This is a genomic window from Streptosporangium sp. NBC_01639 (genome assembly GCF_045209755.1).
Taxonomy (GTDB): Bacteria; Actinomycetota; Actinomycetes; order Streptosporangiales; family Streptosporangiaceae; genus Streptosporangium.
Map to the genome: position 1 here is coordinate 495,095 of NZ_CP109272.1, position 21,184 is coordinate 516,278.

Genomic DNA, 21,184 nt, shown 5'->3' on the forward strand with positions numbered 1-21,184 from the left:
TCGGATGGCGCGCCGGAGCCCACGATCACCGGCGTGTTCGACTGCGACCGAACGTCGTGGGGCGACCCGGAGTCCGACTGGACGATCTCCATGGCCGGCCGGCGACCGGGCACGGAGCGGGACGCGTTCTGGGAGACGTACGGACCGCTGTCGTCCACGCCCGGCGCCGCGCTGCGGTCGCTGTTCTATCGGGCCCGGCACGTGGGCGCCGTCCGGCTGGAGAGCCACCGGCTGGGAAAGTCCACGGACGTACCGGGCACCTATGACGACATGCGTGAGGTGCTCACGCGCTTGGCGGACTGATCCTCCGGACGCGGTCTCACCCGGAACCGATGGCCTGCCGATGCGGCCCGGATGCGGAGCGCGCACCACCGCTGTCGCCCTGATCCGGGAGTCGCCGCCACGGCACCACCGGGGTGACCGCCGCCGACGAGCGAGCTGTTAACCTACTCGCGACGCGGGGTGCCCCGGCAGGTCCGGGGCTGAGAGCACACCCGTCGAACCTGATCTAGTTCGAACTAGCGAAGGGACGTCATGTTCTGCGACGACGTCTGGGCCCGCTCCACCGCACTGCTGCGCGCCATCCACGAGCACCCCTTCAACACCGCGCTCGGCGAGGGCACGCTCGATCGCAGGCGGTTCGCCTTCTATATCGTGCAGGACGCCCGATATCTCGAGGCGTTCTCCAAGGCGCTCGCCACCGCCTCGGTGCGGGCCGGCGACCCTGAGGAGGCCGCGTTCTGGGCGGACAGCGCGCACGCCGCACTGGCCGCCGAGCGGACCCTGCACGAGGGCTACATCGAGGAGTACGGCCTGAGCGCCGCCGACCTCTCGGGCATCCGCACCTCGCCCACCTGCCTCGGCTACTCCTCCTTCCTCCAGGCCGTCGCGCTGGCCGCGCCGTACCCGGTGCTCGTGGCCGCCCTCCTGCCGTGTTTCTGGGTCTACCAGGACGTGGGGGCGGCGCTGCTGCAGCAGGTCGGCGACGTCGCCGACCACCCCTACCGCGCGTGGATCTCCACCTACGCCGATCCGGACTTCGCCAAGTCGGTCGAGCGGGCCAAGGAGATCGCCGACCGGCTGGCGGCCGGGGCGGACGGCGAGACGCGCGCGGCCATGACCGAGGCGTTCGTCCAGGCCACGGAGTACGAGTGGATGTTCTGGGACAGCGCCTGGCACCAGGAGACCTGGCCCACGGAACAGTGGCGGCCCGGCGGCTGACGCCCGCCGTCACGCCTGCGAACCCCTCCGCCCGTCACTGGGCGGAGACCTCGCCCGCCGATGACCCCGACCGGGCGGACCCTCAGCTCAGCAGCCTGCCCGCGCGCAGTACGGCGTGCGACCCGACGAAGTCGTCGCGGAAACGACGGTCGTGGGAGACCACCACCAGGGCGCCCGGGTAGGCGGCCAGCGCCTCCTGGAGTTCCTCGACGAGGGTGAGCGAGAAATGGTTGGTCGGCTCGTCCAGGATCAGCAGGTCGACGGGGCGGCTCACCAGCCGCGCCAGCTCCAGGCGGCGCTGCTGCCCGATGGAGAGCGCGGCCAGCGGCTTGAGGAGGTCCTCGCGCTGGAACAGTCCCAGCGCGAGAAGCGCCGCCGCGTGCTCCTCCAGCGACCCCGGCAGTCCTTTGGCGTAAGCGGCCAGCACCGCGCCCTTGGACCGTCTGACGGGTATCTCCTGGCGCAGGTAGCCGATCCGCTCGGGACGGCGCACGGTGCCGGCGTCCTGGGCGAGGTCCCCGGCGAGCACCCGCAGGAACGTCGTCTTGCCCGCCCCGTTGGGTCCGGTGAGCAGCACCCGCTGACCGGGCGCGAGCGCGAACTCCTCGACGGCGAGCCGGTCGCCGACCCGGACGCCGTTCAGCGCGGCCAGCGGCGCGGCGCCGGCCTCACCACCGCTCCGGACGGCATCGCCCGGTCCGGCGCCGGTTCCCCGGACCGGCCGGCCGACGCCACCTACGTCACCGCCGCCGGGCCGGACGGAACCATCGTTGCCACCTGCGGCACCCACGTCACCGCCGCCGAGCCGGAGGGCGTCGTCGGCGCTACCCGCGTCGCCGCCGAACCGGGCGGTGAAGCGCAGCGGGTCGGGCGGACGTGGGACCGGCTCCTCACTCAGGCGACGCAGCCGCTCCCGGGCCTTGCGGATCTGGCCTGACAGCCCTGCCTCATGCGAGCGGCGGTGGCCTGCCGTACGGGGACGGTCGCCGGACCAGACGCTGGAGGCCAGCCGTACGGCGCCCGTGCCGGCGAGGTCGGTCTGGCGGTCGATCTCAGCCAGCCACTCCTGGTAGTCCTGCTCCCAGCGGCGCCGGGCCGCGGCCTTCGCCGCCAGGTAGCCGTCCCAGCCGTCGCCGTACCGGGTGACGGTACGGCGGTCGTGGTCGACCTCCAGGATCGTGGTGGCGACCCGTTCCAGGAACGTCCGGTCGTGGGTGACCGTCACGACGGTGCCGCGGTGGGCGCGCAGCCGGTTCTCCAGCCATGTCACCGCCGCCTCGTCCAGGTCGTTGGTCGGCTCGTCGAGCAGGAGCACCTCAGGCGCGGCGGCCAGCACACACGCCAACGCCAGCCGAGACCGCTCACCACCCGACAGCCCACCGAGCCGCCGATCCCGGGCCAGATGAGCGACACCGAGACCATGCATCGCCGCGTCGATCCGCGCATCGGCCCCGTAACCGTCACGCGCCTCATAAGCCGCGACCAGATCACCGTAGAGCGCCAACTCCTCCGGCGAGGCATCGGCCAGCGACTCCTCAGCCTCACGGATACGGCGTTCCAGATCACGCAGATCGGCCAGCGCCGCATCGGCGGCATCCTGAACGGTACTGGTAGCAGGCAGATCCAACGTCTGATCGAGATAACCGACCCCACCGGAGGCCACGACGACGACCTCGCCGTCGTCCGGCTTCTCCTGCCCCCCGAGAAGACGCAGCAAAGTGGACTTGCCCGAACCGTTCTCACCGATGACACCGGCCCGCTCACCCACGGCGACGGTGAAGGAGACATCCTCCAGTACGACATGGCCCACATAGGCCTTGGTGACATGAGCGACAGTGAGCTGCGACGGACGGGTCAAGGGTGCAACCTCCGGTTTCCCGACAGTGGACATGGACGGCCACCGGGAAACACGAGGAAACGGCATCCGGCGGCGGAGACGCGCGGCGTGTCAGAACGACATCGCGCGAAAAAGCGGTGAGACCGCGACCGGATCAGGAACACATACGAGACACCGTAGGCGGCACCGTACTACGACCACAACACATTAACCGTCGCCGTCCTGGCCCTCGGCCGTCCATGTCGGCTCTGCAGGCCGCCCTCGACCGCCGGGCGGCAGCCTAGGCTTTCGAGTCCGGCTTCCAGTCCTGGACGAGGAGCCCGAGCAGCACCTCGTCCAGGAACTCGCCCATAACCCAGGCCGAGGAGCGCAGTACGCCCTCGCGGACGAAGCCGTTGCGCTCGGCGGAGCGCAGCATCGCGACGTTGTCCGACAGCGTCTCGATCTGCAGCCGTTGCAGGCCGCGCACGACGAAACCGTAGTGGCACAGCACCGCGACCACGTCGGTGCCGTAGCCCTTGCCGCGGACGGACGCCAGCAGTCCCAGCCCGATGTGCGCGGACCGGTTGTGGTTGTCGATGCCCCACAGCACCGCGGTGCCGACCAGCGTGCCGCCGTCCAGCTCCACCACGGAGAACGGGACGTGCCCTTGCTCCTTGTCGTCCACCACGAGCTGCGAGTCCTTCGAGCCGGGCGTGATCGGCCGCCACGGCCGGCCTTGGGCCCGCGAGTGGGTGACCACGTCGTCGTAGAGCTCGGCCTGCAGGATCGGAATGTCGTCCTCGTGCCGGGCCCTGAGCCCGACCTTGCTGCCCTTTAGCATGCAAGCTTCCTATCCGACCGGGTCGGCCGGCGGCAAACTGATAAACGGTCATCGCAGTCGGTACAGCGGCTTTTGCGGATGAGAGCGCCGGCGTTGCCGACGCGCCCGCGTGGACCATGCGGGTGACAGAAACCGGAAGCCCGGAAGCGCCCATGACTCCCTCGCAGGGGCTATGCGACAGCGCCTGTCAGATCTCTCCGCCTCGTGTCACGACGACGACCCGGGCACGGACCGGTCACATGATCGGCCGGACAGGTCCGCCGTCCGGCACCCACGGCCGCAGCTTCTCCGGATTGCGGACCGCCCAGATCCGGGTGACGCGGCCGTCGGCGACATCGAACGACGCGACGACCATGACGACGCCGGCCCGCTGGGCCACCAGGCCCGGCACACCGTTGACCGACCGCGCCAGGAGTTCGAGCCCCGGAACCTTGTCGGCGATGGCGACCAGGTACTGGGCGATGCGCGCACCGCCTTCGATCGGGCGTAGGACGGTACCGACCACGCCGCCGCCGTCGGCGGTCATCACGGCGGCCGGGTCGAGGAGGTCGACGAGGGCCGCGACGTCCTTGCTCTCCCAGGCCTCTTTGACCTGCCGCACCGCGTCGGCCTGCCCGGCCGCCGTCACCGGAGCCTGCGCGACGCGCACCCGCCGTCGGGCGGAGGCCGCGAGCTGCTTGCAGGCCGCAGGGGTCCGGCCGAGGATGCCGGCGATCTCGGCGAAGGGGTAGCGGAAGACGTCGTGCAGGACGAACGCCACCCGCTCGGCGGGGGTCATCGACTCCAGGACGACGAGGAAGGCCATGGTCACCGATTCGTCCAGGACCACCTGGTCGGCGGGGTCGGTGCCATGGCCGTGGTCCCATTCGGCGTGGTCGGGCAGCGGATCGGGCAACCACGCGCCGACATAGCGTTCGCGCCGGGCCCGCGCCGAGCCGAGCACGTCCAGGCAGATGCGGCCGGTCACCGTCGTCAGCCAGGCGCCGGGGGACACGATCTCCTCCTGCCGGCTTCGGGGCAGCGCGTACCAGCGCGCGTAGGCCTCCTGTACGGCGTCCTCGGACTCGGCCAGTGAACCGAGCAACCGGTAGGCGACGTTGATCAGTTGGCGTCGCTCACCGGCCGGCTCATCGGTGCTCGTCCCTGCCGCCCCCATGCTCCGACCGTCTCCTCGCCTTACCTTTCGCAGGCCCGCGTCGTCGGGCTGGTGAGACCTTATCGACCTACTGCCCCCGGGCGGGAAAGGGGACCGTGGCATGGCGATCCAGGCGACGGCACAGCGCCGTTTTTCGTTTCTGCAGATCGCGATCACTCTGCAGACCCTGACCATCTTCCTTCAGGCGGTCTCCGCCGGACTGCTGCTGACCTCCTCCTACGGGGAGACGCTGCACAGCGTCGGAGCCCGCGTGATGTACGGGGCGGCGATGCTGTACGTGCTCGCGGCGGTGCTGGCGTGGAAGCCGGGCGGCGGCTCGCCCCGGCCCATCTGGCACGCGTCCGGCTTCCTCGTCCTGGCCTCGGTCCAGGTCGTGCTCGGAATCGCGCACATACCGGCGGTCCATCTCCCCTTGGGCGTCCTGATGTTCGGGCTGAGCGTGCTGGCGCTGGCGCGGCGCTGAAGCCCGATACTGGGGGGCATACCGGGATCAGCTGGGCCTGTCTGGCGGATCAGGCCGTGTCAGAGGGGGCCATAGGAGATTTGTTCGACGAAGTCGTGGTGGGCCGGCTCACCGTACCAGGAGTGCTCGTACGCCGGCTCAAGCATGCCGGCTGACAGAGAGGAATCATGAGCCACGACGCCGATCAGCGCCTGATCGAGGCGGTGAACGCCGGTGCGGACGCAGCCGTCGCTCAGGCGCTGTCCCTCGGCGCTGACCCGAACATCACGGTCGGCCGGTTTCGGGGATCCGTACTGGCCGAGGCTGCGCGTAGTGGCCGGTCGGGCATCGTGCGGCTGCTGTTGGACGCCGGCGCCCGTGTGGCGCCTGCTGATCCCCACGGCACCTCACCCCTCCGCGCCGCAGTGCTCGAAGCACATCCCGCCGTGGTGCGGTCGCTTCTGGCCTGCGGGGCGCTCGAGGCAGAACCCGCTGCCAGGTCGAGTGTGCTGCTGGTGGCGGTGTCCTCCGTCTCGTTCCATCCGACGCCGGCCGCTCTTGAGGTCCTGCGGGTGCTGCTGGATTCGGGGGCGACCCCTGAGCCGCACGAGGAGAGCCCTCTCATCAGTGCCGTCATGCGTTCGGTGGCACCGGTCGTGCTGCGCACCATCCTCGCCCACGGTGCGGACGCCGACCAGCGGCGTTCGGATGCGGCACCGGCGATCGTCGTGGCCGCCCGCCGCGGCGATCACGCCGCGGTGGACGTGCTCCTGCAGGCGGGCGCCGACGTGGACGCCTGCGACGCGCGGGGGCGAACCGCGCTGATGCACGCGGTCGAACGCAACGAACGACGCGTCGCGGACGCCCTGCTGCTGGCCGGCGCCGCCATCGACGCGGTGAGCGCGGACGGCATGACGGCCCTGCGGCTGGCCCGCGGTTGGCAGTGGCAGAACATCCAGTTCCGGCTGGGCGAGCGTAGTGTCGGCCTGGACGATGTGCCGATCGCTCGGACCGCGGTACGGCTTGTCCCGACCGGTGTTCGCCTCACCGGCGACCCGCAGATGTTCCGGCGTTTGGCGGCCGTCATCGACATCGCCGTGGACGACCTCGGTGCGGACGAGTGGCGGACCCGGACCGGTACGGACGCCGAAGCGGCGGCGGCCTTCGCAGCACGGTTGCGTGAAGAGGCCGTTCCAGCGGTCAACGCGTCCTGGCATGAGCTGCACGCCACCGTTGACGAGTTCGCCACAGTCAGAGCGGCGCTGGGCGAGCTCGCCTACGGCACGACGCGGCTGCTGCCGGATGGGACCGGGCGCCTGGACGTCGTTGACCTGCTCGAAGAGCTCAACCGGCAGCTCGGCCGGTGAACCGTAACAGCCTCCGCTCATATCCGTCGGCAGACGACGCCGACCGGCTCTGAAGCAGGCCGGGCACGGTGCCGGCAGGGACCGGAGTCGTCGGTCTGGGAAGCCCGGCGGCTTGGGGCGAGGCCGATGAGGGCGACGGGGACAGCGGGACCTGCTGCTGTGCCCGTACACGGCTCGGATCGGTATCGTCGCGGTATGCCCGAACTGATCGCGCCCACCGCCCGCCTGCACGCCGCCTGGCTCGAAGCGCGTGACGAGTGGGGTCCCGGCGTCCACGAGGACGGTTTCGGGCTGCTGCCGTCCGACGAGGTCGACTCGCCGGACGGGTTCGCGGCCTGGGTGGCCCGGTTGGCTGACGAGTCGGACCCGGCGAAGGCCGTGCAGACCGGCCGGGTGCGTTGTACGTACCGCTGGATCGTCGAGGGCGACCGGGTGCTCGGCGGAATCGCGCTGCGGCACGGGTTCGACGACTTCGTGCTGCGGGTCGGCCACATCGGGTACGGCGTCCGGCCGTCCGCGCGGCGGCGCGGGCTGGCCACCTGGGCGCTGGGCCGGATGCTCGACGAGGCGCGGGAGCTCGGCCTGGATCGGGTGCTGATCGTCTGCGAGGTCGACAACGTCGCCTCGGCGATGACGATCGAGCGCCACGGCGGCGTCCTTGAGGGCATCCGGGACACCGAGCACGGTGTCGTGCGGCGTTACTGGATCAAGATCGGCAAGCCGAGCGGGTGATCTCCGAGCATCCCGGCAGGAACCGGATGTCAGAGTCGGTGGGTCCATCGGCCCGCACCGTGAAGATCTGTGCCGCCGGATGCTAGATCATGCCTTTCCCGGGCAGGGGTGAAAGCTTGATCCCAAGGACACCCGGAGGTGGCACGCATGACGGCCGAGGTTCCGATCGTCGTGGTCGGTCTGATGGGCGCGGGGAAGACCAGCGTGTCGCGGCTGCTCAGCGAGGCACTCGACCGGCCCATGCGCGACAGCGACGCCTACCTCGAGAGACGCTACGGCGCCACCGCCGCCGAGATCGCCTCCCGCGAGGGGGCGAAGCTCCTGCACGCCAGAGAGGCCGTCCACCTGCTGGACTCCCTGACCGAACGGCCCGCCCCGGTCATCGCCGCGGCGGCCAGCGTGCTGGACGACCCCCGCTGCCGGGCGGCGCTCAAGCCGGCCCTGGTGGTGTGGCTGGACGCCCTGCCCGGTTTCATCGCCGAGAGGATCACCGAGAAGTCCCATCGGCCCCGGTTCGGCAAGGAGCCGCTCGCGCTGGCGAGCGAGCTGCGCGAGCGCCGGGCGGCCTCCTTCGCGGAAGTGGCCGACCTGCGTTTCGAACGGCCCGCGGTGTCCAAGCACGAGGTGGCGCGGGCCGTACTCGATCACCTGGAGGTGGCGAGCAGGTAGGGTCGGCCCGCTCCGTCCGCTCCCGCCGATGCCGGGCGAGCCGCTCCGGTCGGTCGACGCCGGTGGCTGCGGCGCGGGCCTGGCCGCGTTCGAAAATGGCGTCAGCCGTACAGCTGTCCCGTCAGCCTGAGCAGCCAGCGGCGCGAGGGATGGTCGTCGCAGGTGTACTGCAACGCGGTGACGTTGTTCTCGGTGCTCACTCCCCCGGCGATCGTCAGGCACTTACCGGTGCCGACGTTCCGGACCTGGTACTGGCCGTTGCCGGTCACATCCGTCAGCGTCCAGCGGCGCGACGGGTGGCTGTCGCAGGTGTACTGCAACGCGGTGACGTTGTTCTCGGTGCTCACCCCTCCGGCGATCGTCAGGCACTTACCGGTGCCGACGTTCCGGACCTGGTAGACGCCCGTGCCGGTCACGTCCCTGAGCAGCCAGCGGCGCGAGGGATGGTCGTCGCAGGTGTACTGCAACGCCGTGACGTTGTTCTCGGTGCTCACTCCCCCGGCGATCGTCAGGCACTTGCCGGTGGAGGCGTTCACCAGCATCACCGGCTGGGGCAGCGCGAAACGGGCGGCACCCTGCGGGAGCGAGGTCTCACCCGCCGTGGCGGAGGCCCCGGGCCTGTTCCCAAGTGGGGCGGCGTGAGCGAGAGCAGGGAACGCGGCGGGTGGGCCCGACGCGAGAAGTGCGGTCAGGACAAGTCGGCGGGTCCAGCGGGAAACGGCCATGATGGGTCCTCCCGTTCATCGGTGAACGTTCGCGAGTACGGCGGGCGGCCACGTGAGCAGCCCCTGCCCGTGTAGCCGAAGGCAGGGCGACCTGACGTGCTGGGCCGAGGGAGGACGTCCACCGGTCATGATCTGTGAGCGGCGGCCCGTCAGTCAGGCGATGTCTCCTGTGTAGCACCGGTGGCGGCCGCCCGGTCGGCGGCGTGCCGTACGGCGGTGCACCGGAATCGGCGGATCCCGGTCCGCCCTGTCCCCGCATGTGTCCCCGCCCGTGCGACACCTGCGGGGACAGGAGTAGCTCACCGGCCGTACGGGTCCGCGCCGGTCACCGCCATCGTGACCGGCACGCCGGACGGTCCGCGCCGGTACCCGAGGAGGTCCCCGGCGCCGGATGCGCGCGAAGATCAATAGATCAAGTGAATCTGACCGGGCCCCGCCACTCGAATGACCTTCCATGGGGCAGAGCCAGAAGGTGAGCAGCGGACGGTCCGGTACCGGCATCGCAGGAGGCGTGACGGCACGGGAGAGGCCGTCCCCGGGCGCCCTGCGGCTCGCGAACGTGCTCGGCACGGCACTGCTCCTCGCCATGGTCGCCGGTCAGGTCGCGTCCGGGCTGCAGCCCCGGCCGATCCTGCTGACCAGCGTGGTCGTGCTCCTACTGGCCGCCGCCGCCCTGGCCTTCGGCACGGCGGCCCACGGTTTTCCCCGAGCGGCCGCGGCGTTCGGCGCCACGGTGCTGACCGGGTACGCCGCCGAATGGATCGGCATCAGGACGGGCCTGCCCTTCGGCGACTACGGCTACACCGACGTGCTGTGGCCACGGCTCGGCGGGGTGCCGGTGACCGTCGCGCTGGCGTGGGGCGGCATGGGGCTGGCGGCCCACGCGGCGGCAGCGGCGGCGTCGCCCGCGAGCCGGGCAGGCCGGATCGTCCTGGGGGCCCTGGCGCTGACCGCCTGGGACCTGTTCCTCGATCCGCAGATGATCAGGCTTGACCTGTGGGTCTGGCACGACCCCGGCCCCTACCGGGGCATTCCGATCAGCAACTTCGTCGGCTGGCTGGTCGTGTCGTCGCTGGTGATGGCGTTGATCGACACTGTCGTGGCCGTTCCGGACGCCAGGGGCACCGGACTGGTCGCGATCTACACGGTGATGGCGGTCATGGAGGTCATCGGGTTCGCGGCGGTCTTCGACCCGCCGGACCCGCTGGTCGCCGTCGTGGGAGGGATCGGCATGGGGCTGTTCGCCATACTCGCGTGGCGGCGCAGATGGCGGAGGTAACCGTGTTCGCATCCGGCCCCGGACAACGGAGACGACGGTATCCGCGCGCAGGCCCGGACGGACGGAGACGACCGCGCTCGCGTGCGGACTGGACAACGACCCGAACAACAGGGACGACCATGCTCAGGTGGAGGCGTGAATGGCGGAAGTGATCGTGATCGGCGGCGGTGTGGGCGGCATGGTCTCCGCCCTGCTGCTGGCCCGGCGGGGACATCGGGTGCGGCTGTACGAGCAGCGGGACCGGCTGGGCGGCAAGCTGGCCGAACACGTGCGCGACGGCTTCACCTTCTCCATCGGGCCTTCGCTGCTGACGCTGCCGGACCTCTTCACCGGCCTGGGCCTGGAGTTGGACCTCGTCGAGTTGCGGGAGCTGTGCCGCTACCGGTTCGCTGACGGCTCGACGCTGACGGCGCACCGCGACCCCGTCAGGACGGCCGGGGAGGTGGACCGGATCGCGCCGGGAGAGGGCCGCAACTGGCTGGCCTTCCTCGCGTGGGCCCAGCGCTGCTACGACGCCTCGCAGCGCACCTTCTTCACCGGACCGCTGAACCGGCCACCGGCCGAGGCACGGTTGTCCGACCTGATGGCGGTGGCGCCCGGCCGTACCCTCGACGGGCTGGCCCGGCGCTTCTTCGCCGACCCGCGCCTGCGCCAGTACGTCGGCCGTTACGCCACCTATGCGGGCTCCAACCCCTACCGGGCACCGGCGGCCCTGGGCTGCGTCCCGGCGATCGAGCACGGCCAGGGCGGCTGGTACGTCCCCGGCGGTCTGCCCCGGATCGCCGACGCGCTGGCGGTGCTGCTGGAGAAGGCGGGCGTCGAAACCAGCCTCAGCGCCGAGGTGGCGGAGGTCCTCGACGACGGCGCCCGCGTCCAGGGGGTGCGGCTGGCCTCCGGCGAGCGCGAGCGGGCCGACGTCGTGGTCGCCAACACCGACGCGGCGGCGCTGTACGGGCGGCTGCTGCCGGACCGGCGGCGGCTGCGGCGGATCGCCGGGCTCGGCCTGTCCTCCTCGGCGTTCCTGCTGCTGGCGGCCGTGCAGGGCCGGACCGAGGGGCTGGCGCACCACTCCATCGTCTTCTCCGCCGACTACGAGCGGGAGTTCGCCGACATCTTCGACCGGCGCAGGCCCCCCGAGGACCCGACCGTCTACATCGGCTGCTCGGCGGTGGACGACCCGTCACAGGCGCCGGAGGGCTGCGAGAACTGGAACATGCTGGTCAACGTCCCGGCGCGTGATCCCGGCCGGTGGCCGATGCCGCCCGAGGCCTACCGGGACCTGGTGCTGGAACGCCTGGCCGCGCGGGGCCACGACCTGTCAGGGCGGCTGCGCTCCGTCGATCTGATCACACCCGCCGACCTGCGCGAGCGCTACGGCTCCTGGGGTGGGGCGATCTACGGCGGCGCCTACGCCGGCCCCCTGGCGCCGTTCCGCCGGCCCGGCAACCGGGGTCCGCGGCGCGGGCTGTACCTGGTCGGCGGCTCGGTCCATCCGGGCGGCGGGCTGCCGCTGGTGACGATGGGCGGCCGTATCGTCGACTCCCTCGTGGCGAAGGACTTTCCCCGGTGACCCCCTGTTCCGCCGCACTCCCCTCCCGAAGGGACCCGCTCTCCTCGCGGAGAGACCCGCACCCTTCGCGAAGAGACCGGCTCTCATCCCGAAAAGCCCCGCACTTCCCGCGAAGGGACGTACTCCCCTCCCGAAAAGACCCACACCTCGCGAAAAGACCGGCTCCCCTCCCGAAAAGCCCCGTACCGCCCGTGAAGAGACCCGCGCCCCTACAGGAGGGCCTCCCGAGATGAACTCCGCGCCCCGGATCGTTCCCACCACCGTCAAGGAGAGCCCCCAGTCATGAGAGCACTCACCGCACTTCAGGTCGCCGCCGCCCTCGCCGTGGGCGTACGGCTGGCACGCGGGCGCGACCGGCTGCCCGCGCTGACCCCCGTCACGACACCGGACGCGCGGATCTCGGTGGTGATCCCCGCCCGCGACGAGGAGGGCCGCATCGGCCCCTGCCTGGAGGCCGCGCTCGCCGACCCGGTCGTCGCCGAGGTCGTCGTCGTCGACGACGACTCGAGCGACGGTACGGCACGGCTGGCCGGGAACCTCGGTGCGAAGGTGGTCACCGGCGCGCCCCTCCCCGCGGGCTGGGTGGGCAAGCAGTGGGCGCTGCGGCAGGGGGTCGAGGCGGCCGGGGGTGACATCGTGGTGACCCTCGACGCGGACACCCGGCCGGCGGCCGGACTGTTCGGCGCGCTCGCCGCGGCCCTGGACGGCTACGACCTGGTCAGCGTGGGGCCCCGGTTCGTCTGTGACGGCGCCGCGGAGCAGGCGCTGCACGCCTCGTTCCTGGCGACGCTGGTCTACCGGTTCGGACCCGTGGGACCGCCGATCCCGCCGCCGCCGCACCGCGTGGTGACCAACGGCCAGTGCATGGCCTTCCGGCGTCCGGCGATGCTGGCGGCCGACGGGTTCGCGAGAGTCCGCGGGCACATGGCCGACGACGTGGCGCTGGGCCGGATCCTGGCCGCCGACGGCTGGTCGGTGGGTTTCCTGGACGCGGGCGGCCTGCTGGAGGTCGACATGCACGCCTCCACGGCCGAGGTCTGGCGGGAGTGGGGGCGGACGCTGCCGCTGAGCGACGCCACCCGCCCCGGCTGGCAGGTCGCCGACCTGGCCGTGGTCTGGCTCACGACCGCCCTGCCGGTCGTGCGGCTGGCGACGGGGCGGCCCACCCGGTTGGATCTGGGTCTGCTGGCCGTACGGCTGCTGCTGGCCGGGGCGCTGCGCGGCAGCTACACCCGGCCCGGTCCCGGCGTGCTGCTGGCGCCGCTGCTGGACCCGCTGACCGCCGCGCGGCTGACGCAGGCCACGCTGCGGCCGATACGGAACTGGCGGGGCCGTACCTACGGCGGGGTCACGACCGGCCGGTCCGGCCGGCCCGCGCCGCCTGCCCGAAACGGAGCCCGATGAGGCACATCAGCGCGCCGGTCCCGGCCACGTATCCGACCGGCGCGAAGAGGAGCTGCAGCAGCGGGATGGCGAACACGCCGGCCCGCGCCCCGATCGCGAAGGACCGCGTCACCAGGGCGGTCACGACGAGGACGGCGACACCGAGCAGGAAACCGGGCGGGCAGATGACGGCGGACCCGCCCACGAAGGTGAGGATCGACCGGCCGCCCCGGAAACCGGCGAACACCGGCCAGGCGTGCCCGGCCATCGCGGCGGCCACCGCGAGATACACCGGCACGGAGCTGGGGCCGGTCACCAGGCCCCATCCTGTGGTGTGCAGGCCGCTGACCACCAGGGCGAGCAGCCCGGCGGACGTTCCCTTGAGCGTGTCGCCCGCGAAGACCGGCGCAGCGGCGCGTCGGCCGAGCCGTTCCCTGACGTTCCAGAAGCCGGGGTTGCCGTCGCCGACCTCGCGGGGGTCGAAACCGTGCGCGCGGGCGACCAGCACGGCGACCGGCACGGATCCGAGAAGGTAGCCGCCGATGACCGAGACGAGCAGAGGGACCATCGCTTCTTTCCACCTCATCAGGTATGCGGAGCTCGGCGCCATGAGGTACATGGCGTTCGACCGGCCGGTGCTGAGGAGCACTCCGGGGCTGCTGTTCTGGCGGTTGCTCGGCTCCGGCCGGGGGGCGTCGATGAGTCTGGGCGCGGACCTGCGCCGCTGGGCGCTGCTGGCGGTCTGGCGGCGGGAGAGTGCCCTGGACGACTTCCTGGACGGCTCGCCGATGGCGGTGCGCTGGCGGCAGGAGGCGCTGGAGTCCTGGCAGGTACGGCTGGAGCCGCTGTCCTCGCGGGGCAGCTGGGGCGGGGTGGAGCCGTTCGGACCCACTCTCGGGAAGGCCCGGCGGATCGGGGAGATACGGGCGGACCAAGCCGGTGCGGTGCGGGCGGACCAAGCCCGGGAGGTACGGGCGGACCGGGCCGAGGCGGACGGGACGGCGGGGAAGGTCCCTGGGCCCGTCACCGGGATTCCGGGCGGCTCCGGCGCGGGCGGGCCGGTCGCCGTACTGACCCGCGCGTCGATCCGGCCCTCCCGTCTGGTGCCGTTCTACCGGTCGGTCCCGCGGGTGGACCGTCTGCTGCGGGAGCAGGACGGTTGCCTGGCCTCGGTCGGTGTCGGCGAGTGGCCGCTGGTCAGGCAGGCCACGTTCTCGCTGTGGCGCGACGCGGACACGGTGCGGGACTTCGCCTACCGGGGGCGGGCGCACCGGCAGGTGATCGGACGGACCCGGGGAGAGGACTGGTACTCCGAGGAGTTGTTCGCCCGGTTCTCCCCCTACGGCAGTGAGGGGACCTGGAACGGGGCCGACCCTCTCGCGTAAGGCCCCGGGTTCCGGCGCCGGACGGGAGGTCAAGAGATGACCGGTTCCACCGTGAGGTGGTCACGGACCCGGGAGACGACGCCACCGCCGGCGAGGTCGCGGGCGACCACGCAGGCCCGCGCGATCGTCGGGGCCCGGGAGGAACCGTGTGCCACGACGACGGTGCCGCTCAGCCCCAGCAGGGCCGCGCCACCGTGGGACTCGGGGTCGTAGCGGCGGGCCACCTCGCGCAGCGCCTCCGGCCCGGCGACGCCCGACTGCGCCACCAGGGTGAGCGCGGCCCGGACGGAGCCCTCGACGTTCTTGAGCACGACGTTGCCGGTGAAGCCGTCGGTGACGATCACGTCGACGGTGCCGGCGAGCACGTCGTGGCCCTCGACGTTGCCGTGGAAGCGGAACGGCAGCGCGGGCAGCAACTCCTCGGTCCTGCGGGTCAGCCGGTTGCCCTTGCCCGGTTCCGAGCCGATCGACAGCAGGCCGACCGACGGGTCGGCCACCCCGAGCACGAGCTGGGCGTAGGACGCGCCGAGCACCGCGAACTGGGCGATCATCTCCGGTGTGGGGTCGGACGTCGCCCCAGCGTCGATGAGCACGGTGGCGCCGCCGGTCACCGAGGGCAGCGCGATGGCCAGGGCGGGACGAAGCACGCTCTGCGCGCGTCCGATGCCGCGGATCGCGCACGAGACGACCGCACCGGTGGAACCGGCCGACACGAACGCCGAGCCCGCGCCCTGCCGTACGAGTTCGCAGCCGACCCTCAGGCTGGAGCCGACGGAGGCGACGGCCCCCGCGCCGCGCTCGTTCATCGGCACGACCTCGTCGGCGTGGACCACGTCGATCTCGCCGGCGGCGTCGTGGCGCGCCAGCTCGCGGAGGATCTCCCCGGCTCTGCCGACGAGCACGACGGGCACCCCGTGTTCGCGCAGGGCGGTGACGGCCCCGCCGACCGTCTCGGCTGGTCCGTGGTCTCCGCCCATCGCGTCGACGACCACCGGCTCCGCCATCGCATTCTCCTTCACAGCTCCATCGCGGCTTCCCGCGCCTTCGGGGGCTCCATCCGTCCTCCGCGAGGTCAGGCGTCCCCGTGGGGTCACGCGTCCTCACGGCTCTCCGCGTCCTCACGACTTCACGCGTCCTCCGCTGCAGCGGCGGCCGGCTCCCGGCCCCCGTTCAGAACGTCTGTACGGCCACCCGGCGCTCGGCCCGGTCGGCCGCGGAGGCGGCGAGCAGGTGCCGGGCGAAGATGGCCAGCCTGCGGCGGCGCGGCACGGTGGCCCTGACCCGGAGGACGTCGTGGCCGGCCGCCTCGATCCGGTCGAGGATGCCGCCGTACAGTTCGTAGGCCGCGCGGACGCAGGGTCGCGAGGAGGGGGTGAGCAGGTCGACGCCCGCCAGGGCGAGCCGGTAGTGGCCGCGTGCCCGCTCGCTCTCGAAGGCGAGCAGTTCCCGCAGGGCGGGTGTGGGGTCGCGCCGCCCCAGGTCGGCCACCTCCACCCCGAACGTGTCGAGGTCCTCGGCGGGCAGGTAGACCCGGCCCCGGGCCAGGTCCTCGGTCACGTCGCGGAGGAAGTTCGTCAGCTGGAAGGCCAGCCCGAGCTGGCGGGCGGGTTCGCGCGCCTGCCCGGCCATGCCCGGCAGCGGTTCGAGGACGGGCAGCATCATCGTGCCGATGACCGCGGCCGACCCGTCCATGTAACCGAGCAGGTCGTCGTAGGTGGCGTAGCGGGTGACGGTCAGGTCGGCTCGCATCGACCGCAGGAACGCCTCGATGTCGGCGTGGTCGATGCCGAACGAGCGGACGGTCTGCGTGAACGCGGGAAGCACCGGGTCGTCGGTGGGGGCGCCCGCCAGTGCGTCGGCCACGCGGGCGGTGAGGTCCTCCAGCGCCGCCGCCCGGTCGCCGGTCATCGTGAAGGAGTCGACGATCTCGTCGGCGTAGCGGGCGAAGCCGTACAGGGCGTGCACGTGGGGGCGCTTCCAGGCGGGCAGCAGCAGGGTCGCCAGGTAGTAGGAGCGGCCGTGGCGGGCGTTGAGCCTGCGGCAGAACTCGTAGCTCCGGGTGAGGGTCATCGGGGGGTCTCCAGGATGCGTTCCGCGGCCAGCCGGCCCGAGACGAGCACCGGCGGTACTCCCACCCCCGGCGCGGTGAACATGCCGGCGAAGTGCAGGCCGGGGACGCGCCGGGCCATGCCGGACGGCCTGAGCCAGGCCGTCTGGCTGAAGCGGTGGTCCAGTGCGAAGGGGGTGCCGGCCGAGTGGCCGAGCGCCGCCCAGGCGGGCGGGTCGAAGGTGAGCCGGGGGGTGGTCGCGAGGTCGCCGTAGCCGAGGGCGGCGAGCCTGCCGAACAGGCGGTCCTCCAACTCGGGGGTGAGGCGGTCCCAGTCGCCTCCGCCGCGCAGGTTGGCGGTGGGTTCCAACACGGTGAGCGTGGCGTGGCCCTCGGGTGCGGCGCCGGTGTCGGACGCGGGGTAGGTGACCAGCAGGTTGGGGTCGGGCTGCGGCCTTCCGGCGTTCAGGGCTGTGAAGGTTGCGTCCCAGTCACGGCCGAAGTGCAGGGTGTGGTGCGCCTGCCCGGCCAGGCGCCGGTCGAGGCCGAAGTGCAGGACCAGGCAGGAGGGTGAGTGGTGGGGGCGGCGCAGCCGCCAGTCGCCCGCGCCTTCGGGGAGCAGCCCCGTGCGGTGGGCGCCGGGCAGGTCGCAGGCGACCACGACGTGCCCGGCGGCGAGGCGTTCCCCGGTGTCGAGCCGAACGCCGGAGACGCCGGAGGAGCCGGCCTCGACCTGCACGGCGCGGGTGCCGTACCTGATCTGCGCCCCCGCCTTCTCGGCGACGGCGGCCAGGGCCTGCGGAATGGCGTGCATGCCGCCGTGCCGGGGGAAGAAGACGCCGCCGACCGTGTCCATGTGGGCGACCACGGCGTAGATGCCGAGCGCCTGCCGGGGCGACAGGCCCACGTACAGGGCCTGGAAGGTGTGCGCCTTGACCAGCCGCGGGTCGGTGAGGTGCCCCTCGACGAGGCGGTTCATCCTCCGGAAGCCGCCCAGGGCGGCCAGCCGGGCCAGGACCCGGGGCTGGACGAGGCTCCGCAGTCGGGTCATGTCGCGGTCGATGAAGGAGGGCCACTCGGCGGCGAACAGTTCGCCGAGCCGGGTCCGGAACCGCCGGTAGCGGTCCGCCTCGGCGGCGCCGCAGAGCCCGCGCACCTGCTCGATCATGGCTTCCTCGCCGGGCACGATGTCCAGGTGGGAGCCGTCGTGGTAGCGGAGCCGGTAGTACGGGTCCAGCCGCCGCAGCGGGAGCCTGCTCTCCATGTCCTCCCCGGCCGCGGCGAAGACGTCGGCCAGCACGTCCGGCATGGTCAGCACCGACGGGCCGGTGTCGAAGCGGTACTCCCCCAGGCTCGCCGTCCCGCAGCAACCGCCCGGCACGTCGCGGGCCTCCACGACCGTGACCTCCCGCCCGGCCCCGGCCAGCCGGACCGCCGCGGCCAGACCGCCCAGCCCGGCTCCGATCACCACAACCGGGTTCACACGTTCCCCCTCGTCGCCGGACCCGCCGGACCTTCCGGACCCGCCGAACCCGCTGAACCCGCTGAACCCGCTGAACCCGCTGAACCTTCCTGACCTGCTGAACCTGCTGAACCTGCTGAACCTGCCGGCACCCGTACCGTGCCGGTGCCGGTCTCACGGGTGATGGTGACCATGGGCGTCGCTCCTCTGCGTCGGTGAAGACCATTTCGCAAGCAGGACCGCGTTTGGATGCGCCTGCCGGATGTCAGGACAGACACGGTGATGATCGACACGTTTGGGCGATCGGTGCCCGAGGCCACCTGCCGCGGCTCATCCATCGCGTAGGAAACCGCGATGGCTGCTGCGGGCTCAGGCTGTGTCTCCGGGTGGCAGCTCCGGGCTCTCCTCGTCGATGGATCCCTGGGGATCGACGCCGGTGGAGCTCTCGGGGGTGGAGGTGCCGTAGGGCCGGCCCGTCTTCTCGTCGACGCCGGTCGTCCGGCGGCCCTCCTCTTCCTCCTTGCGAGCGGTCTCCTCGGCGCGCCGGGTCGAACTGACGCCGACACCGTGGGGACTCTCCGCCTCCGTGTCCGTGGCGGGGACCCCCTCTTCCTCCTCCTCGGACACCTCACGGCCGGGTCCCTTGTCCCCCGGCGGCGGCCCCCAGGCCCGGTCGGCGCCTCGGACCGCCTCTTCGCTCGCGTGACCCACATCGGGGGAGTAACCGTGCTGCCCCTCTCCTTTGGACCGTTCCACGTCATCTGATCCGTTCGGCTCTTTCATCAGATCTCCTTGAGCTCGGGTGTCGTTCTCAACAGATTCTGGGCAGAGGGTCGCCGACCAGCAGGTCGACGATGCGGGTGCCGCCGAAGGCGGTCCTCAGCAGGACCAGTCCGGGCGGGTCGTCGTTGATCCGCCCGATGACGGCCGCGGCGGAGCCGAGCGGATGGGAGCGCAGGGCGGTCAGCGCGGCCTCGGTGGAGCGCGGGTCCACCACCGTGACCATCCGGCCCTCGCAGGCGACGTAGAGCGGGTCGATCCCCAGCAGCTCGCACGCCCCGCGTACGGCGGGGCGCACCGGGATGGCGTCCTCCTGCAGGACGACCGCGACCTGGGACGCCTCGGCGATCTCGTTGACGACCGTCGCCACCCCGCCGCGGGTGGCGTCGCGCAGGCAGCGCACCCGCCCGTCGCCGCAGGCGTCCAGCAGCCGGCCGGTCAGCTCGTGCAGGGGCGCGGTGTCGGAGGTGAGGTCGGCCTGGATGTCGAGCTCTCCCCGGGCGAGCATGACGGTGATGCCGTGCTCGCCGATCGGGCCGGAGACGATGACCGCGTCGCCGGGCCGGGCGGCGGCGGCGCTCAGCCGGACCGGCCGGTCCATCGTCCCGATGCCCGAGGTGGTGATGTAGCAGCCGTCGGCCTTGCCGTTCTCCACGACCTTGGTGTCGCCGGTGACGATCCACACGTCCGCGGCCCGCGCCGCAGCCGCCATCGAGGCGGTGACGCGTCGCAGGTCGGCGACGGGGAAGCCCTCCTCGATGATGAATCCGGCCGACAGGTACCGGGGACGCGCCCCGCACATCGCCAGGTCGTTGACGGTGCCGTTGACCGCCAGGTCGCCGATGTCCCCGCCCGGGAAGAACAGCGGTGTCACCACGTAGGAGTCGGTGGTGAAGGCGAGCCCGTCGACGACCGCGCCGTCCTCCAGGGGCTCCAGCAGCGGGTTGCGGAAGGACTCCAGGAACACCGCGTCGATCAGGGTGTGGGTAGCCTTGCCGCCGGCGCCGTGCGCGAGGGTGATGCGGTCCTCCCGCACCCGGGCCCTGCGACGGCGCACCCGCTCGATCCGCTGCAGGACCTGCTGCTCGCGGCCCTGTCCCGGCGCCGCGTCTCCCGGATCGGGGCCGGTGCGGTCCGGGCCCTCCCCCCGGAGGGCGATGCCTTCCTCGGTGTTCACCGGCGGGTCGCCTCCTTGACGCGTTCGCGGGAGAAGCGGCCGAAGTTGTAGTACGCCGCGCACGCGCCCTCCGACGAGACCATGCAGGTGCCGATCGGGGTCTCCGGGGTGCAGGCGGTGCCGAACACCTTGCACTCCCATGGTTTGAGCACGCCCTTGAGCACCTCGCCGCACTGGCAGGCCTTGGGGTCGGCCACCCGCCCGCCGGGGATCTGGAAGATCCGTTCGGCGTCGAAGGCGGCGTAGCGCTCTCCCATCCTGAGCGCCGACTGCGAGATGAACCCCAGTCCCCGCCACTCGAAGTACGGCCGCAGCTCCATCACCTCGTTGATGACACCGAGGGCCTTCTGGTTGCCCTCCCACGGCACCACCCGGGCGTACTGGTTCTCCACCTCCACCCGGCCCTCCGCCAGTTGCACCAGGATGCGGTAGACCGTGTGGAGCACGTCGAGCGGCTCGAACCCGGCCACCACCAGGGGCTTGCCGTAGTCTCGGGCGATGAACCCGTACGGCCGGCAGCCGATGACGGCCGAGACGTGGCCCGGCCCGACGAAGCCGTCCAGCCGCAGGTCGGGAGAGTCCAGGATCGCCTTGATCGCAGGGATGATCGTCACGTGGTTGCAGAAGACCGAGAAGTTCTCGATCCCCTCGGCCCGCGCGCGCAGGACGGTCATCGCCGTCGAGGGCGCGGTGGTCTCGAAGCCGATCGCCATGAAGACCACGCGTCTGCCCGGATTGTTCCGCGCGATCTTCAGGGCGTCCAGCGGGGAGTAGACCATGCGGATGTCGGCGCCCCGTGCCTTGGCGTCGAGGAAGGACCCGTTCCCGCCGGGCACGCGCATCATGTCACCGAACGACGTCATGATCACGTCTGGCTGCTCGGCGATGTGGATGGCGTCGTCCACCCGCCCCATCGGGATGACGCAGACGGGGCAGCCCGGACCGTGCACGAGCGTGACGGCCTCGGGCAGGTAGTCCTCCAGCCCGTGCTTGTAGATCGTGTGGGTGTGCCCGCCGCACACCTCCATGAACTTGTAGGCGCGACCGGGCTCGCACAGCGCGGTGATCTGCGCGGCCAGCGTCTGCGCCTTCCCGGCGTCCCGGTACTCATCGACGAAGCGCATCGGAT

General features: G+C 72.0%; 21 protein-coding genes and 1 riboswitch. Of the genes, 10 read left to right on the forward strand and 11 right to left on the reverse strand.

Annotated elements, in window-relative coordinates:
• Positions 1–33 precede the first annotated feature (33 nt).
• Both OHA77_RS02330 and OHA77_RS02335 read left to right on the forward strand, forming a co-directional pair.
• Positions 34–303 carry a hypothetical protein gene (locus OHA77_RS02330; protein ID WP_406315792.1) on the forward strand — a complete coding sequence of 90 codons (270 nt, stop codon included), beginning with the start codon at positions 34–36 and terminating at the stop codon, positions 301–303.
• Positions 304–448: 145 nt separating this feature from the next.
• Positions 449–547, forward strand: a riboswitch (TPP riboswitch).
• The gene (locus OHA77_RS02335) at positions 535–1,221 is read left to right on the forward strand and encodes a TenA family protein (RefSeq protein WP_406315794.1); all 687 of its coding nucleotides are present in this window, start codon (positions 535–537) and stop codon (positions 1,219–1,221) included. (Overlaps the previous riboswitch by 13 nt.)
• 82 nt (positions 1,222–1,303) lie before the next feature.
• Here the strand turns inward: OHA77_RS02335 and OHA77_RS02340 are convergent, their stop codons facing one another.
• From OHA77_RS02340 to sigJ, 3 genes are all read right to left on the reverse strand, one after another.
• Positions 1,304–3,079, reverse strand: coding sequence for an ABC-F family ATP-binding cassette domain-containing protein (locus tag OHA77_RS02340; protein ID WP_406315796.1), 1,776 nt, complete (start codon positions 3,077–3,079; stop codon positions 1,304–1,306).
• A gap of 259 nt (positions 3,080–3,338) precedes the next feature.
• A complete protein-coding gene (locus tag OHA77_RS02345) occupies positions 3,339–3,881 on the reverse strand; it encodes a GNAT family N-acetyltransferase (protein ID WP_406315798.1) in 543 nt (180 codons plus the stop codon).
• A gap of 235 nt (positions 3,882–4,116) precedes the next feature.
• Positions 4,117–5,037, reverse strand: coding sequence for an RNA polymerase sigma factor SigJ (sigJ, locus tag OHA77_RS02350; protein WP_406315801.1), 921 nt, complete (start codon positions 5,035–5,037; stop codon positions 4,117–4,119).
• A gap of 100 nt (positions 5,038–5,137) precedes the next feature.
• On the opposite strand from sigJ, the gene OHA77_RS02355 reads away from it, so the two are divergent.
• The 4 genes from OHA77_RS02355 to OHA77_RS02370 all read left to right on the forward strand — a co-directional run bounded on the left by OHA77_RS02355 (position 5,138) and on the right by OHA77_RS02370 (position 8,247).
• Entirely contained in the window at positions 5,138–5,500 is a 363-nt protein-coding gene (locus OHA77_RS02355; RefSeq protein ID WP_406315803.1) for a hypothetical protein, read from the forward strand.
• Between the two features lie 167 nt (positions 5,501–5,667).
• On the forward strand, positions 5,668–6,846 hold the full coding sequence (locus OHA77_RS02360; protein WP_406315805.1) for an ankyrin repeat domain-containing protein: 1,179 nt from the start codon (positions 5,668–5,670) through the stop codon (positions 6,844–6,846).
• A 195-nt stretch (positions 6,847–7,041) separates the two neighbouring features.
• A complete protein-coding gene (locus tag OHA77_RS02365; protein WP_406315807.1) occupies positions 7,042–7,578 on the forward strand; it encodes a GNAT family N-acetyltransferase in 537 nt (178 codons plus the stop codon).
• 147 nt (positions 7,579–7,725) lie between these two features.
• A complete protein-coding gene (locus tag OHA77_RS02370; RefSeq protein WP_326822313.1) occupies positions 7,726–8,247 on the forward strand; it encodes a shikimate kinase in 522 nt (173 codons plus the stop codon).
• A gap of 101 nt (positions 8,248–8,348) precedes the next feature.
• On the opposite strand, the gene OHA77_RS02375 is transcribed toward OHA77_RS02370, so the two are convergent.
• Complete coding sequence (locus tag OHA77_RS02375; RefSeq protein WP_406315809.1) at positions 8,349–8,972, reverse strand: RICIN domain-containing protein; 624 nt, start codon at positions 8,970–8,972, stop codon at positions 8,349–8,351.
• 454 nt (positions 8,973–9,426) lie between these two features.
• On the opposite strand from OHA77_RS02375, the gene OHA77_RS02380 reads away from it, so the two are divergent.
• From OHA77_RS02380 to OHA77_RS02390, 3 genes are all read left to right on the forward strand, one after another.
• Entirely contained in the window at positions 9,427–10,251 is an 825-nt protein-coding gene (locus OHA77_RS02380; RefSeq protein ID WP_406315811.1) for a carotenoid biosynthesis protein, read from the forward strand.
• 139 nt (positions 10,252–10,390) lie between these two features.
• Positions 10,391–11,821 (forward strand): phytoene desaturase family protein, encoded by a 1,431-nt coding sequence (locus OHA77_RS02385; protein WP_406315813.1) that lies wholly within the window; start codon positions 10,391–10,393, stop codon positions 11,819–11,821.
• Positions 11,822–12,103: 282 nt separating this feature from the next.
• Positions 12,104–13,225, forward strand: coding sequence for a glycosyltransferase (locus OHA77_RS02390; protein WP_406315815.1), 1,122 nt, complete (start codon positions 12,104–12,106; stop codon positions 13,223–13,225).
• On the opposite strand, the gene OHA77_RS02395 is transcribed toward OHA77_RS02390, so the two are convergent.
• Complete coding sequence (locus OHA77_RS02395) at positions 13,170–13,772, reverse strand: glycerol-3-phosphate acyltransferase (protein ID WP_406315816.1); 603 nt, start codon at positions 13,770–13,772, stop codon at positions 13,170–13,172. The two genes, OHA77_RS02390 and OHA77_RS02395, sit on opposite strands and share 56 nt — an antisense overlap.
• Here OHA77_RS02395 and OHA77_RS02400 point away from each other — a divergent pair.
• Complete coding sequence (locus OHA77_RS02400; protein ID WP_406315817.1) at positions 13,747–14,589, forward strand: spheroidene monooxygenase; 843 nt, start codon at positions 13,747–13,749, stop codon at positions 14,587–14,589. The genes OHA77_RS02395 and OHA77_RS02400 overlap by 26 nt on opposite strands.
• Before the next feature lie 29 nt (positions 14,590–14,618).
• On the opposite strand, the gene plsX is transcribed toward OHA77_RS02400, so the two are convergent.
• The 6 genes from plsX to hypD all read right to left on the reverse strand — a co-directional run bounded on the left by plsX (position 14,619) and on the right by hypD (position 21,179).
• Complete coding sequence (gene plsX / locus OHA77_RS02405) at positions 14,619–15,593, reverse strand: phosphate acyltransferase PlsX (protein WP_406315819.1); 975 nt, start codon at positions 15,591–15,593, stop codon at positions 14,619–14,621.
• Positions 15,594–15,759: 166 nt separating this feature from the next.
• Positions 15,760–16,659, reverse strand: coding sequence for a phytoene/squalene synthase family protein (locus tag OHA77_RS02410; RefSeq protein WP_406315821.1), 900 nt, complete (start codon positions 16,657–16,659; stop codon positions 15,760–15,762).
• Complete coding sequence (crtI, locus tag OHA77_RS02415; protein WP_406315822.1) at positions 16,656–18,119, reverse strand: phytoene desaturase family protein; 1,464 nt, start codon at positions 18,117–18,119, stop codon at positions 16,656–16,658. Before crtI ends, OHA77_RS02410 begins: the two co-directional genes overlap by 4 nt.
• Positions 18,120–18,467: 348 nt before the next feature.
• Positions 18,468–18,881, reverse strand: a complete 414-nt coding sequence (locus tag OHA77_RS02420) for a hypothetical protein (protein ID WP_406315824.1) — start codon at positions 18,879–18,881, stop codon at positions 18,468–18,470.
• 28 nt (positions 18,882–18,909) lie between these two features.
• On the reverse strand, positions 18,910–20,055 hold the full coding sequence (gene hypE / locus OHA77_RS02425) for a hydrogenase expression/formation protein HypE (protein WP_406315826.1): 1,146 nt from the start codon (positions 20,053–20,055) through the stop codon (positions 18,910–18,912).
• Complete coding sequence (gene hypD, locus OHA77_RS02430) at positions 20,052–21,179, reverse strand: hydrogenase formation protein HypD (protein ID WP_326822301.1); 1,128 nt, start codon at positions 21,177–21,179, stop codon at positions 20,052–20,054. The genes hypE and hypD overlap by 4 nt, the downstream gene beginning before the upstream one ends.
• Positions 21,180–21,184 lie beyond the last annotated feature (5 nt).